The organism is Sorangium sp. So ce834, from assembly GCF_051521425.1.
GTDB lineage: Bacteria > Myxococcota_A > Polyangia > Polyangiales > Polyangiaceae > Sorangium > Sorangium cellulosum_D.
The window spans coordinates 9668545-9682957 of record NZ_CP150351.1; the positions used below are offsets into that span (position 1 = coordinate 9668545).

At 72.6% G+C, this 14413-nt stretch carries 13 protein-coding genes; 11 read left to right on the forward strand and 2 right to left on the reverse strand.

The window, feature by feature from the left end; genetic code table 11:
- Window positions 1–45: 45 nt before the first annotated feature.
- Window positions 46–681, reverse strand: a complete 636-nt coding sequence (locus WMF20_RS35320) for a hypothetical protein (RefSeq protein WP_437606203.1) — start codon at window positions 679–681, stop codon at window positions 46–48.
- 402 nt (window positions 682–1083) lie between these two features.
- On the opposite strand from WMF20_RS35320, the gene WMF20_RS35325 reads away from it, so the two are divergent.
- The 9 genes from WMF20_RS35325 (at window position 1084) to WMF20_RS35365 (ending at window position 9107) form a co-directional block, all read left to right on the forward strand.
- A complete protein-coding gene (locus WMF20_RS35325) occupies window positions 1084–1932 on the forward strand; it encodes a hypothetical protein (RefSeq protein ID WP_437606204.1) in 849 nt (282 codons plus the stop codon).
- A 185-nt stretch (window positions 1933–2117) separates the two neighbouring features.
- On the forward strand, window positions 2118–2528 hold the full coding sequence (locus WMF20_RS35330; RefSeq protein ID WP_437606205.1) for a hypothetical protein: 411 nt from the start codon (window positions 2118–2120) through the stop codon (window positions 2526–2528).
- Window positions 2529–2559: 31 nt separating this feature from the next.
- Window positions 2560–3441, forward strand: coding sequence for a DUF692 domain-containing protein (locus WMF20_RS35335; protein ID WP_437606206.1), 882 nt, complete (start codon window positions 2560–2562; stop codon window positions 3439–3441).
- Window positions 3438–4463, forward strand: a complete 1026-nt coding sequence (locus tag WMF20_RS35340) for an HvfC family peptide modification chaperone (protein WP_437606207.1) — start codon at window positions 3438–3440, stop codon at window positions 4461–4463. Before WMF20_RS35335 ends, WMF20_RS35340 begins: the two co-directional genes overlap by 4 nt.
- A gap of 53 nt (window positions 4464–4516) precedes the next feature.
- On the forward strand, window positions 4517–5203 hold the full coding sequence (locus tag WMF20_RS35345) for an RNA polymerase sigma factor (RefSeq protein WP_437606208.1): 687 nt from the start codon (window positions 4517–4519) through the stop codon (window positions 5201–5203).
- Window positions 5193–5873, forward strand: coding sequence for an NrsF family protein (locus WMF20_RS35350; protein ID WP_437606209.1), 681 nt, complete (start codon window positions 5193–5195; stop codon window positions 5871–5873). The genes WMF20_RS35345 and WMF20_RS35350 overlap by 11 nt, the downstream gene beginning before the upstream one ends.
- A 52-nt stretch (window positions 5874–5925) precedes the next feature.
- A complete protein-coding gene (locus WMF20_RS35355; protein ID WP_437606210.1) occupies window positions 5926–7209 on the forward strand; it encodes a lactonase family protein in 1284 nt (427 codons plus the stop codon).
- Entirely contained in the window at window positions 7209–8261 is a 1053-nt protein-coding gene (locus WMF20_RS35360; RefSeq protein ID WP_437606211.1) for a hypothetical protein, read from the forward strand. Before WMF20_RS35355 ends, WMF20_RS35360 begins: the two co-directional genes overlap by 1 nt.
- A 168-nt stretch (window positions 8262–8429) precedes the next feature.
- On the forward strand, window positions 8430–9107 hold the full coding sequence (locus tag WMF20_RS35365) for a hypothetical protein (RefSeq protein WP_437606212.1): 678 nt from the start codon (window positions 8430–8432) through the stop codon (window positions 9105–9107).
- A gap of 151 nt (window positions 9108–9258) precedes the next feature.
- Here the strand turns inward: WMF20_RS35365 and WMF20_RS35370 are convergent, their stop codons facing one another.
- A complete protein-coding gene (locus tag WMF20_RS35370; RefSeq protein WP_437606213.1) occupies window positions 9259–9717 on the reverse strand; it encodes a VOC family protein in 459 nt (152 codons plus the stop codon).
- 308 nt (window positions 9718–10025) lie between these two features.
- Between WMF20_RS35370 and tssI the strand changes: the two genes are divergently transcribed.
- Window positions 10026–12683 (forward strand): type VI secretion system tip protein TssI/VgrG, encoded by a 2658-nt coding sequence (gene tssI / locus WMF20_RS35375; RefSeq protein WP_437606214.1) that lies wholly within the window; start codon window positions 10026–10028, stop codon window positions 12681–12683.
- A gap of 51 nt (window positions 12684–12734) precedes the next feature.
- Window positions 12735–14408, forward strand: coding sequence for a hypothetical protein (locus tag WMF20_RS35380; protein WP_437606215.1), 1674 nt, complete (start codon window positions 12735–12737; stop codon window positions 14406–14408).
- Window positions 14409–14413: the final 5 nt, after the last annotated feature.

Genomic DNA, 14413 nt, shown 5'->3' on the forward strand with positions numbered 1-14413 from the left:
ACCGGCCCGCCTCAACCCGGGTCGGACCGCCCGCCTCAACCCCGGTCAGAACGCGCCGCCGCCGTGCGCGAGCAGCGCCCAACTGTCGCCGCCCGTCTGGCTCGCCGCACCCCGGACGGTCAGGTCGTCGAAGAACGCCGGTCGGAAGTTGAACCGGGCGCCCAGCTTGACGTTGCGCGTGACCAGCCGCTCCACCCCCACGGTGACCGGCACCGTCAGCGCGAACGCATCGCCGCCCTCGCCCGCCCAGCCCGCGTAACCCAGCCCCGCGACCACGAACGGCTGCACGATCGCCTCGTCGGCGCGCAAGACGTTGTAACGCAGCCCCGCGTCGAGCGACGTCAACACCAGCGACCGGCCCATCGTCGCCCGCTGGTTCACCGAGCCGATGTAGTTGCCCTCGACGGCCACGCGCGGCGACATGCTCCCGGTCACGCGCACGTTCCAGGTGGGCCCGACGCCCGCGGCCCCTCCCAGGTAGCCCAGCATGCCGAAGCCGCCCTCGACCGCGATCGTGGGCTCGGGGATGCGCCGGATGAGCGGCTGATCCGCCGGAGGGATGTTTCCCGCCGGCCGGTCGCGCTGGTCCTGTCGCCCCGCGCCCTGCGCCTCCGCCGCGCCAGCGAGCCCCATCAGGGCGGCGGCAGCCATGGCCGACGCCGCGAATCGTCGCGTGCTCATTGCAGTTCTCCCCCCCGGTGGACCGGTTCCGCTTCCGACGACCGCCTCGTGCACACCGCACGCCACGCGCGGCTGTGCATCCCGGGCTCGACGCCCTCACCCGCGCCGCACGCACGCCCGCGGGCGCCGCCTCACGGCCGCACCCGCCGCCGAAACCGCTCCGCCGCTCGCACGTAAACCCGTACGCAGCATCAAGCGAGGCGCGCCGAGCCACCGCTCGCCCGGATCGGACGCCGCCCGCGGCCACGGCATCGCTCGGGTCAACGGTGACATCGAGCGAACGGGCGGGCAGACGGGGCAGCCCCCGATCGCCCTTCCCGCCTTCCTACCTTCCTGCTCCAGTGGAGAGCGCCACGCGATCACGGCCGCGAGCACCAACCCCATGAAATCCAGGAGACGAGCGTGAAGACGATCCGGACAAGGACACTGCTCCTCGTCGTGCTCGCGGCCGCCGCCCCGGGCGCGACCGCCTGCCAGGGAGAGGCGCAACCCCTCGCGCCCGCCGCGACCGAGCTCAAGGCGCCGGAAGCCAAGGCGCCCGCCGCGGCGGCCTTCGCGATCGACCGGGCGCGCAGCAAGGTCGAGCTCGTGATGGATGCGCCGCGAGAGAAGATCCGCGGGCGGATCGAGGGCGCCGCCGGGGGGACGTTGCAGGTCGATCCCACCGACATCACGAAGACGACGGGCCTCATCACGGTCGACCTCTCCACGCTCGAGCTCTTCCAGACCGCCGTGGGCGACGACGGCAAGCCCGGCGAGGAGAAGAAGAGCGACGTGCAGAACGAGCACGCGCGCACCTGGCTCGAGATCTCGAAGGACACGCCCGACGACGTCCGCGAGAAGAACGCCAGGGCCCAGTTCGCGATCCGGTCGATCTCGACCTCCGGCGAGAAGGACCTCTCGAAGCTGTCCGGCGCGGAGCGGACGGTGACCGTCACCGCGTCGGGCGACCTCCTGCTGCACCAGCGGCAGGCCCCGAAGACCGTGGAGCTCATCGCCACGTTCCGGTACGAGGGCGACAGGCCCGCCGGCGTCACCGTGAAGACCGCGAAGCCGTTCTCGGTCGGGCTGGCCGAGCACGACGTCCGGCCGCGCGAGGCGTTCGGCAAGCTCGCCCAGAAGACGCTCGAGGTGCTGGCGCCCAAGGTCGCCAAGGAGGCGATGGTGTCGCTCGATCTCACCGCGACCGCCGGCGCGGCGACCCCGCCGCCGGCGGCAGCCGCGGCGCCGGCGGGCAGCGCGGCGCGGTGAGCCGGCCGCCGCCTGCCCGGGAGCCAGCGCGGCGCGGTGAGCCGGCCGCCGCCTGCCCGGGAGCCATTGCGGCGCCGCGGCGGCTCTGAGATGACACGGCGCTCCGTGCGCCGCCGGGAAACCGGATCACGCCTCGCCCGTAGTGGGCGCAGGCCCGTCACGACGACAACCAGAGGAGCCACACGATGCTGTCGAAGAAGAGCATTTACGAGACCCTCGCCGCGCTCAGCGCCGGCGCCCTGCTGATGGGCGGCTGCGGCGCCGCGCAGGCGCCGGTCAACGCGACCGAGGTCCCCGCCGAGCAAGAGGCGACCCCGGCCGCGCCGGCCGAGCCCGCGCCGGCCGAGACGACCTCCGGCGACGCCGCCGCGGGCGCGAACGTCCCCGCGGCCCCGGCCGCGCCGGAGTCCGCCGCGCCGCCGAGCGACGCGCAGTCCGCCGCGACCTCGCCGCAGGTCGCGCCCACGGCCACCCCGGCCCCGGCCGCCACCGCGCCCACGCCGCCCACGCCGACCGCCGCGCCCAAGCCCGCCGCGAAGAAGGCGGCCGCCAAGAAGCCCGGCCACGCGGGCTGCGGCCAGGGCACCTGCGCCTGATCCCGGTCGGCCCCGCCCGCCCCGCGCCCCCATGACCGAAAGCGCGCTCACCGGCGTCGGCCTCGGGCTCCGATGGGAGTTCCTCGACGAGGTGCTCACGGCCCTCGAGGCGCCCGACGAGGGCGCGCGCGGCGCGGCGCTGGCCGTCCCCTTCTTCGAGCTCTCCCCCGAGAACTACATGCGCCGCGGCGGCTACTACCCCGCCGCGATCGCGCGCGTCCGGGAGCACCGCGCGATCCTGACGCACGGGCTCACCCTCTCGGTCGGCGGGGTCGATCCGCTCGACGACGGCTACCTGCGCGCGCTGCGCGGGTTCGTCGATCGGCTCGACCCGCCGTTCCACAGCGACCACCTCTGCTTCTCGGGCGTCGACGGCAGGTTCCTGCACGACCTCCTGCCGCTCCCGCTCACCTCCGCGGCCGCCGCCCACGCCGCGGCCCGCATCCGCGAGGCCGCGGACCGGCTCGAGCGCCCCATGGCCATCGAGAACATCACCTACTACCTGGCCCCGGGCCGCGCCTCGCTCGACGAGGCCGACTTCCTCGTCGAGGTGCTCGAGCGCGCCGGCTGCGGGCTCCTGCTCGACGTGAACAACGTCTACGTCAACGCCAGGAACCACGGCTTCGACCCGGTCGCGTACCTGGAGAAAATTCCACCCGCACGCGTCGTCTCCATGCACGTGGCCGGGCACGAATGGCGCGACGACGCGGAGGTCTTCCTCGACACGCACGGCGCGCCGGTCGTCGAGCCGGTGCTCGACCTGCTCGCCCGCGCGGTCGCGCGCACCGGGCCGGTGCCGGTCGTGCTGGAGCGCGACAACGACGTGCCGCCGCTCGACGCGCTGCTCGCCGAGCTCGCGGAGGTCGACGCGGCGTACCGGCGCGGGCTCGCCGCGCGCGAGGCGCGGGCGTGAGCGCGGCGCGCGCGGCGATGGATGAGCCGCCGCCGGAGCTCCCGGGCGCGAGCGCGGCGCGCGAGGCGGCGCACGAGCCGCCGCCCGAGCTCGCGGCGCTGCAGCGGGCGCTCCAGGCGAGCGTGAGCGCGCCGGACGCCGAGGCGATCGCGGCCGACGCGCGCGCGTGGCTCGCCCGCGCCGGGCTCGAGGGACCGGACCTCGACGCGATGGCCGCGCTCCCGCCGAGGCGGCTGCTGCTCTACCGGAGCCTCGTCCGCCGCGGGCTGACCGGCGCGATCCGCGCCGGCATCCCCCGGACCGCGGCGCGGCTCGGCGCCCGGTTCGAGGCGGACGCGACGCGCTTCCTCGAGGCGGAGCTGCCCCGGTCGCGCTACCTCCGCGACGTCGCCTTCGCGTTCGTGGCCTTCGCGGCGCCGCGCTGGGTCGAGGACCCGGAGGTGCCCGCCTACCTCGCGGATCTCGCGCGCCACGAGCTCGCCGCCTTCGCGGCGGCGTGCGCCGAGCCGGACGAGGAAGAGGCCGTCGCGACGGGCGGCCCCGTCGCGACGGGCGGCCCCGGCGCGACGGGCAGCCCCGGCGCGACGGGCAGCCCGGGCGCGACGCGCGAACCGGGCGCGCCCGCCCCCGGCGAGGCGCTCTCGCTCGACCGCGGCGTGCGCTTCCAGCGGGCCGCGGCGCTCGTGCGCCACGAGCACGCGGTCCACCGGCTGCAAGGCGCCGAGGCGGCGCGCGACGTGCCGGCCCGCGAGCCCACGCGCCTGCTCGTCTACCGCGACCCCGAGCTCGACGTGCGCTTCCTCGAGCTCACGCCGCTCGCGGCCGAGATCCTCGACCGCCTCCTCGCGGGCGCCGCGCTCGGCGACGCCGTGGTCCAGGGCTGCGCCGCGCTGGGGCACCCGGTCGACGGCCCGGTGCTGGAGAGCACCGCGGCCCTCCTGAGCGACCTCGCCGAGCGCGGGGCGCTCCTCGGACCGTCGCGCGCGCCGGCCGTCGGCGCGCCGGGCGCGGCGCCGTGCTGATCGCCGGCGCGCAGACGGTGTATGCCGTCAGAGGCGCCATGGACGAGCTCGCCTTGAACGCAGCGATGGACCGGTACGCGTGCGGCGACGCGCGCGCGTTCACCGAGCTGCACCGCGCGCTCTCGGCGCGCCTCCTCGCGTACCTCACCCGGATGTGCGGCTCCGAGACGCTCGCCGGCGACCTGGCGCAGGAGACGTTCCTGCGGATGCACCGCGCCCGATCGACCTTCGCCCGGGGCGGCGCCGTCACGCCGTGGGCGTACGCCATCGCGCGGAACGTGTACGTCGATCACGCGCGCGCCCAGAAGCACCGCAGCACCGAGCGGCTCCCGAGCGATCCGGGCGCGGAGCCGCCGGACGCGCGCGGCGCCGACGCCGAGGCGGTGGCGATCGCCACCGAGACGGCGCGGGCGGTCGAGCGCGTGCTCGCGCGCCTCCCGGCGTCGCAGCGCGAGGCGTTCATCCTGATCCGGTACGAGGGCCTGAGCGTGCAGGACGCCGCGGCGATCCTGGGGACGACCGGGACCGCGGTGAAGCTCCGCGCCTTCCGCGCCTACGAGGCGCTGCGCGCCGCGCTCGATGAGCTCAAGGGGCAGCCCGAGGCAGAGCCAGGCGAAGGCAGGGGCGCGGAGAAGGGCGCCGGAGAGAGGGGCGACGGGCCCGCGGCCGCGAAACCGGGGCGGAGCGACCGCCGCGGCAAGGGGCAGCCGGGCGTCCGGGGAGGTGCCGATGGCGAATGAGCGCGACCTGTTGAGCGGGATCGAGGACATCCCCGATCCCGCGGCCCACCTCGTCGCCCGCCCGCCGCCCGCCCCGGCGGCGGCGCCGGCCGAGCCGTCGCTGACGCGCCCGGCGCGCGAGCGCCGCGCCCTGATCGCGGGCATGGTCGGGCTCGCCTGGATCCTGATCTTCAGCTGGATCGAGGGCTTCCGCGACGACCTCGGATCTCCCGGGGTCGCCGTCCCGCTCGCCGTCGGGGCGGCGCTCTCCGGCCTCGGCCTGCTGCTCGCGCTGAGGCCGCGCGCCCGGGGCCTGCCGGCCGGCGTGCGGGCGCTCCAGGCGCTCGTCGCCGCGGTGCCGGTCGGGTTCCTGGCCGCGGCCGTCGCGACGTCGCGCGTGGTCGATCCGCCGGTGCCGCTGGAGCTGCACCTCAGGTGCATCGCGAGCGCCGTCGGCACTGGGCTCGTGCCGTTCGCGCTGGCGGCGCTCGTGCTGCGCCGCTCGTTCCTCTCGGCCCCGGCGTGGCGCGGCGCCGCGATCGGCGCCCTGTGCGGCCTCGCGGTGGTGGTCGGCCTCGGGACGCACTGCGAGCTCGACGATCTCCTCCACGTCGCCCTCGCCCACGGCCTCCCGATCGCGGCCGGCGCGCTCCTCGGCGCCGCCGCGGGGGCGCTGCGCGGGCGAGCCTGACGAGCGCCGTGGCGCTTGCCCCGCGGCGCCGGCCGGGGGTAACGCATGTCCGGTGAACGTCGACCGATCGATGCAGCCCCTCCTCCTCTGTCTGGCCGCTGGGCTGTGGCTCGGATGCGGCAGATCCGCCGATGGCCCCGCGAACGGCGGCGCGACGGCGGGGATCTCCGGGGGCGGCGGCGGCATGAGCCAGGGCGACGCCACGACGGCCAGCGGCGCGGGCGGCGGCGGCGCGGGCAGCGTCGGCGCGAGCGGCGGGGCCGGCGGCGGCGGTGTGCCGCCTGCCGTCGCGCCGCTGGTCTATGTCGGGGGGCACAAGGGCATCTTCGTCTTCCGCCTGGACGAGGCCGACGGCGCGCTCTCGGCCGTGGAGGGCCCGCTCGACGCCGAGATGAACCCGACCTTCCTCGCCGTCGATCCGGCGCGCCGGCGCCTCTTCGCGGTGAACGAGCTCGGCGAGGTGGACGGCGAGATGTCGGGCGCGGTCGCCGCGTTCCGGATCGACGCGGGCGACGGGACGCTCGCGTTCCTCAACCGGGCATCCTCGCAGGGCGAGGGCCCTGCCCACCTCTCGCTCGATCGCGCCGGGCGCTTCGTCCTCGTCGCCAACTACGGCGGGGGCACGGCGGCGGTGCTCCCCATCGGCGACGACGGCGCGCTCGGGGACGCGGTCGACCAGATCGCCTTCGACGGGCGCATGCCGAGATCGCACCACTTCGTGACCGACCCGGACAACCGGTTCGCCTTCGTCACAAACCTCGGCCTCAACTCCATCGCCCAGCTCACGTTCGACGCGGACATGGGCCAGGTGGAGCCCAACGACCCCGCGGCCGTCGCGCTCGCCGCCGGCGCGGGCCCCCGGCACCTCGACTTCCACCCGAACGGCCGGTTCGCCTACGTGATCAACGAGTCCGCCGACACGATCACCACGCTGAGCTACGACCCGTCGCGCGGGGCGCTCTCCGCCGTGGCGACCGTCTCGACGCTGCCGGAGGGCGTGAGCGGCCGGGGGAACACCTGCGCCGAGATCCAGGTCTCCCCGTCGGGGAGGTTCGTGTACGGCTCGAACCGCGGCCACGACAGCATCGCCATCTTCGCGGTCGATCCCGACCGGGGGACGCTGTCCCCGGTCGGCCACGCGCCGACGCAGGGCATGACCCCGCGCCACTTCCAGCTCTCGCCGTCCGGCGCGCTGATGCTCGTCGCGAACCAGGACTCGGACAGCATCGTCGCGTTCCGGGTCGACGAGGCGACGGGCGCCCTCGAGCCGACCGGCCGCGTCACCGCCGTCCCCGAGCCCACCTACGTCGGGATCGTGGCCTTGCCGGGCCGGTGATGCCGCGCCGCGCAGCACGCCTCGCGCTCGTCGCTGCGGCGCTCGTCGCTGCGGCGCGCCCCGCGCGCGCGTCCTCCGGGGAGCAGACGGCGTCGCTGAGCTGGGTCCGGCTCGCGGGCGCCGAGGCGTGCGTCGCGGCGCGCGCGCTCGCGCGGGCGGTGGAGGCGCGCCTCGGGCGCGCGGCGCTCGTCTCGGCCGCCCGGGCCGACCTCACGATCGAGGGGCGCGTCGAGCCGGGCGGCTCCGGCGGGTGGCGCGCGGTGATCGCGGTCGCCGACGCGGACGGCGCGCTGCTCGGGACGCGCGAGATCGCCACGGCGTCGCCCCGGTGCGGGGCGATCGACGACGAGCTCGCCCTGGCCATCGCGCTCATGATCGACCCCAGCGCGAGCCTGTCCCCCAGCGCGCCGCCTCCTCCGGCCGCGCCGGCGCAGCCGCCAGCGCAGCCGCCCGCGCCCGCGCCTTCGCAGCCGCAGGTCGTCGTGCAGCGCATCCTGATCCCGGTCCCGCCGCCGACGCCTCCGCCGCCGGCGCCGTGGCGCGTCGAGGTCGGCGCCGGTCCGCTCTTCGGGCTCGGCCTGCTGCCCTCGCCCGGCGCCGCCGCCGCGATCCGCGCGCGCCTCACGCCGCCCCGGTTCTGGTCGTTCGAGGTCGGGGGGGCCGTCTGGTTCCCGAACGAGGCGACCACCGGCGCCTCCACGACGCGCTTCTCCTGGGGCGAGGGGTTCGTGTCCGCGTGCCCCGTCTCGCTCGGGAGCGCCACGCGGCTCTCCGCGTGCGCCGGCGCCCGCCTCGGCGCGCTCCGCGTCGGCGGCCTCGGGTTCGGCGTCGACCGCGCCGACCAGCGGCTGACCGCGGGCGGCGCGCTCGACGTCCGTCTCACCCGGCGGCTCGTCGGCCCGCTCACCGCGGGCGGCGGCCTCGGGCTGATCGTGCCGCTCGTGCGCGACACCTTCTATTACATCGACGCGCAGGGCCGGGATCGCGAGATCTTCCAGATGGCGCCGCTCGCCGGGACGGCGGACGTCCTGCTCGGCGTCGATTTCCCCTGAATTATCCCTGGTTCCCCGCGATTCGCGCCCGGCATCGATTTTCTTTCATAGGCTCTCGCCCTCGCGGCCATGAAGGGCAGGGGGATGACAACGGGCTGCGCTGACAGGCCCGGGGAGACAGGAATGCGACGCCTCGCGAACCCATCCATTTCATTGTTCTTTGGGCTGATGATGCTCCAGACCTTCGGCGCCGGATGCACCGCCTTCGTCGAGGTCGGCGACGACAGCGGTCATGCGGCAGGCCCCGATGATGACGCCAATGGGACCGGCAGCGGCGGCGCCGGCGGCAGCTTCAGCACCGGGGGCGGCTCGCCGGTCGGGAGCGGCGGCAACTCCAGCACCGGGGGCGGCTCGCCGGTCGGGAGCGGCGGCAACTTCGGCACCGGGGGCGGCCCCGAGTCGGCGACGGCCGGCGCGATCGCGCTCCTCGGGAGTCAGCTCCCCGAGCCGCCGGATGACCCCTGGAGCAGCTCCGCCACGGGCGGCGGGCCTTCCCCCGATCCGGACGATCTCATGGTCATCATCGGCGCCCCGACGCGTTCCTGCGCGGCTCCGAACGCGGCGCTCGAATGCGGCGACTGGCGCGTGAGCTTCCGTATTCCCCCTACGCTGCAGGTGCCCGGCATCATCGATTTCAGCGATGAGAATTTTTATCTGCTATCGCTTTATCATGTAAACGGCCCCGACAGGGGCGACGGCGACTGCTCGCGGTTCGGCGGCATCTTCACGTCCGGCATGCTGGAGATCGTGAGCATCGACGCCGCGAACGTCGTGGTCCGGCTGAGCGGCACCGAGACCGACCGTTTCGACGCCAACGGCGAGTACACCGCGGCTCGATGCCCCTGACGTTCCTGGCTCCGTGATGGAGAAGAATTTGAACCACAGAGGCACAGAGGACACAGAGGAAGAGGGAGATAGGTTTCATTCCCTCTCCCTCTGCGCCCTCTGTGCCTCTGCGGTTCATCTCTCTGGCTCTTCGAACCTCCTCGACACGGAGCTACGTCGCCGGGAGGCGCCGCTGCTTCTCTTCCAGGGAGAGCTCCTCGATCCGGCTCGCGAGGGCCCAGCGGTGCCCGTACGGATCGCGGAGCCACGCCATCCTGTCTCCGAACGGCGTGTCCCGCGGCGGGCGCTCGATCGTCGCGCCCGCCGCGGCGGCCCGCGCGGCGAGCGCGTCCACGTCCTCCACGTAGACGACGACGCTCGCGCTGGTGCCCCCCAGCGTCGCGGGGCTGACGGCGCCGAGATCGGGATACTCGTCCGACAGGTAGAACCGGCCTCGACCGATCGACAGCTCGGCGTGGCCGAGCCGCCCATCGGGCATCGTGACGCGAAATTCCTCGCGCGCGCCGAGAGCGCGCTTGTAGAAGTCGATCGCCTCCGCGGCGCTCCGCGCCGTCAGGTAAGGAAAGCACGTCTGACCTTCGGGGATGGGGGGGACCTGGCTCTTCGTCATCGTCGCGCTCCTTCGTGCTCGCATCGAACCGCGACCGTTCCCGGGGAACGGCGGATGCCAGCTTCCTAGAGGATCGCGCCGAAGACGTATTGGAAGAAATTCACCTGCGCACCCGGCGGGTTCACCACGGCAGCCCGTCAGGTCGCTCAGCTCCGCGCCGAGGGGCGCGGGGACCTCGCGGACACCATCGCGTCGCTGCTGCGGGGCGCCGTCATCGAGCGCGATCCGATGCGCAACGCCGCGCACATCCGTCGCGCGGCAACCGTGCTCCTTGCAGGCGGCCTTGCGACTCCTGTTACATTGCGCCCGTGATCCGTGATCCCTTCGAGCTCCACGCCGGGCCGTTCACGCCCGCGGACGTGCGCGTCATCTCTTTCCGCGGGCGTGAGGCGCTCTCCGAGCTGTTCTCGTTCCATCTCGTCGTGCAGGCGACCCCCGAGCTCGAGGGCCGCGACGCCGAGCTGCTCGGCAGCCTCGCCACCTTCGTCCTGCGCGACGGGCGCGGGGCCGAACGCCGCATCGAGGCCCTCGTCGACCAGGTGCGCGCGGACGCCGCGTTCATCGCGCGGACTGGCCCGACCTGGCACCTGCGCCTCGTCCCCCCGTTCGCGCTGCTCCGGCGCCGGACCACGAGCCGCATCTTCCAGGACGAGACCGTGCCGCAGATCCTCCATCACGTCCTTGCCGCGGCCTCCATCCCGGTCGAGCTCCGCCTCTCGCGGACGTATGCGGTCCGCAGCTACTGTGTGCAGTACCGCGAGAGCGATCTCGCGTTCGTGCGGCGGCTCGCGGCCGAGGAGGGGATCGCGTTCTGCTTCGCGGACGCGCCGCCAGGCACCGTGGGGACCCGCGCTCCCGTGATCTTCCTCGACGACCCCGCCCAGTACCCCGCAGCGTTCGGCAGCGAGTCCGGCCCCCTCGTCCTGCGTCCTGAGGAGGGCCTCATGCCCACAGGGCGCGAGATCATCTCCTTCGGTCTGCAGCGATCCATCAAGCCAAGCTCGGTACACCTCAGGGACTATGACTTCCGCCGACCAAACCTGGTCCTGAGCGAGCGGGTCGGGCTCAAGGCGAGCGGGCCGCCACCGCTGGAGGTGTACCAGCACCACGCTGACTACGACACGCCGGATGTCACACCCGATCGCGCGCGGGTGTTCCTGGAGCAGGCCCAGCGCCGAGCCGTCGTGGGCAGCGGAGAGAGCTGGGTCCGCGAGCTCGCGCCGGGGCGTCGCATCGATCTCAGCGCCGAGCTCTCCCCCGGGATCGAGGGAGCCTACGCCGTGACCCGTGTCGTCCACGAGGGCCATACCCCCGAGCTGTCCGCGCGATCCGCGGAGCGCACCTACAGCAACCGATTCGCGTGCATCCCCGCGACGGCGCTGCTCCGACCGCGCGCCCCCGGACGCAAGCCGAGGCAGGTCCTCGAAACGGCGGTGGTCACCGGGCCGGCAGGGCACGAGGTTCACACCGACGAGCACGCGCGCGTCAAGGTGCAGTTCCACTGGGATCTCGCGGGGCAGCGTAACGAGAAGAGCTCGGCCTGGCTGCGTGTCGCGCAGAGCTGGGCGGGCGCGTCGTTCGGCGCGCAGTTCGTGCCGCGCGTGGGCATGGAGGTGCTGGTCGGCTTCCTCGGCGGGGACACCGACTGCCCGGTCGTGCTCGGGTGCCTCTACAACGCCACGCATCCGCCGCCCTTCCAGCTCCCTGCCGAGAAGCTCAGGAGCGGAATTCGAACCCAGAGCTCACCGGCTGCGGCTGGCTCCAACGAGCTCAGCTTCGATGACACCGCCGGCGACGAGCAGATCTACGTGCATGCGCAGCGTGACCTCGATGAGCGGATCGAGCGGCGCCGAACGACGTTCATCGGCGAGGATGAACAGACCGACGTGCGCGGTGACCAGCACCATCGGGTCGCCGGTGGGCGACACGAGCGTATCGGAGGCAGCCGGCGGGGCAGCGTCGGCGGCGATCACGAGGAACGGGTCCAAGGCCACCAGACCGTGCGCGTGGATCGCGACCAGACGAACGAGATTGGAGGGAACCGGCGGCTCGTCGTCGGCGGCGCATCCAAGGAAGTTTTCATGGACGATGCGGCAACGCTCTGCCAGGACACCTACACGCTCCACGTGGAGCGTCAGGCGGCGGTGACGATCGGTTCTCGCGGTGATTCGTCCCGGAGCGACTTCTACGTCTTCGGCGATCACACGACCGGAGCCGCGGGCAGCCTCGTACTCACGGCGAGCCGCTCGCTCACCCTGCAATGTGGCGACAGCATCATCGCCCTCACGCCCGAGGGCGTGAAGATCGGCGGCAACGTGCTCGCGCTGGCCGGAGCGAACGGGGCGAGCATCAAGGGCAAGGGCCCTGCGCTCGAGCTGGGCGAGGAGGCCGAGCTCGTCGCCAAGAAGATCCGGATCTTCTCCCCGAACGCCTCGCTCGATCTGGACGACGATGCGCACCTGCGCGGCAAGCTGGTCAAGCTCAACTGCGACTCGGCCGACCTGCTCTCGGGCGACGAGGACCAGGAGCCGCCGAGGACCCGGCCGCTGCGGCTCAAGCTGTCGGATGTCGCGATGGTGCCCTACGCGGAAAAGCACTACCGCCTCACGGTCGACGGTCACGTCCACGAGGGAACCACGGGCCCGAGCGGTGAGCTCGAGATCGAGGTACCGGAAGCCGCAAAAAGCGCGGTGCTCGTCGTCTGGATCGAGAGTTACCCGGAAGGGCCGCGCCAGCAGTGGACCCTCAGCCTGCGCGAGAGCGCGCCCGCGGGCTCGGTGCCGGGCGCAGCGCTCAGGCTGCGCAACCTGGGCTACTACGAGGGGCCGCTCCGGGATGACATGGCTGAGCTACCCGAGGCGGCAGAGCACGCGCTCGTGGAGTTCCAGCGAGACCATGGAGTGGAAGAGACCGGCAAGCTCGACGCCGCGACCGTCGCGAAGCTGAGAGAGGCATATGGCCACTGACGTCGTGATGCGGGCGCGAAGGATGCAAAGCAGGTCTTCTCGAGGTGTGTCATGAATTGGACCGATGGCGGAGGGGGCGCCGGCGGAGCGAGCGGGGGGAGCGATCCCCGGTTCGATGGTGCCGAGGGCGGGCCGCAAGCGTACGATTATCACACGCCCGATCCCCACGAGCCCGAGGCGCTGCCGCCCGAGCAGCCGCCGGCCCCTCCACCGCCGCCTCCTCCCCCGAGCACCTTGCCAAAAGATCCGCCGCCACCCGTTGCTGCTGACGTAAGCCCAGGGCCTGACAACCACATCTCCCAGGCGGCCGGCACGCCCTTCACGGCTGCGCTGCCGAAGTGGGTCCTCGAGATTACCCAGACGCAGGACGCCGCCGATCTGGAGCTTACCTACCCTAAGGGCGGGCCAACCACCAAGCGAACCGTTCGGCTCTATTGGTTCCGATTTCTTGGCGTAGGGTTCCATTCTGGCAATGTGATGGGCGTCAATCGGGAGCTCCTCAAGAAACTGCTTCGCGCGCAGGAGGAGCTCTATCGACAGTACCGCGAAGCGATGGGCGCTCCGGCTGACGATGCCGACGATCAGAAGAAGTTCAAGGAATGGTGCTCGGCGAAGGAGCTTGTCGGAGGACAGGGGAAGCGCGGCGGGGGCAACCACCGAGATGGGAGTGCGATCGACGTCGAGTATACGACCTCACCATGGGTACCCATCTACGACAGCAGTGGCCCAACCGGCGAGATCCACAACAACAGGAACGTCGAGTGGAGCAGGATCAACGTGTGGGAGCCATGCTTGGAGGTGTACCAGCGGGCCACGCTCTTCTGCTTCGGCCACAGCATTCAGCCGCGCAAGTCGAGCGATGCATCACGCTCCTACGATACGTTCAAGAAGGTCCATGATGGGCTGGTAAGCTACCTTGCCCACCGCTATCCTAACGGCGCACAGGAGGACCTGACCGAGGCATCCCTCAGCGACTTCATCAACCGCGTCAAATCTGAGAAGGATACGACGCTCAGCGGTTGCAAGATTTTACTCCGCGATGGGAGCGGAAAGCTCGCTGAACGGAGCCCATACGACGAGCAAGGGGGCGTCGATGAGCGGCTCCTGGGCGAGGCGTACGCCCAGATCGAGGCCGATCGCAAGGTGATGCGGTACGGCATGGTGAAGAACGCCTTGAAGATCAGCGCCGACCGCATCGATGAAAGCGCGACCAATTTCCGAGAGCCCTGCCGAGGGTTCCTGATGCTCAAGAAGGAAGTCGTGCTGGCGCTGATCAAGGTGGGCCTGCGCTGGGGAGGACAGGACTTTGGCGACATGATGCACTTCGATATGGGATTCGAGGTGCTCAACGAGTTCTATGATGTCGCCGTCGCACACAAGGCGTCGCAACTCTTGAACATGTTGGGTACGAAGGACGATGTCGGCCTCCAAAAGCTGAGGGACGCTGCTACGGCGATCAAGAGTGCAGCAGAGACGGCGGGGCCAGCGGCCAACCAGGCAAGCCTCGCCGGCGACACGGCGAAGGAGGACGCATGTCGTGCGGCGGTACGCTCGGCAGACGCAGCGCTCAGCAAGGTGAGCGCTGCCGGTGATGCCGTGAAGAGAGCTGCCTCCAGCGAGAAGATGCCAGAAAACAAGAGGCAAAAGGCGCTGGATGCCGCAGACGCGGCGCTGGCGGCAGCCAAGCAGGCCGAAACCGAGGCACGACAGGCGACCGCGATGTAGGTCGA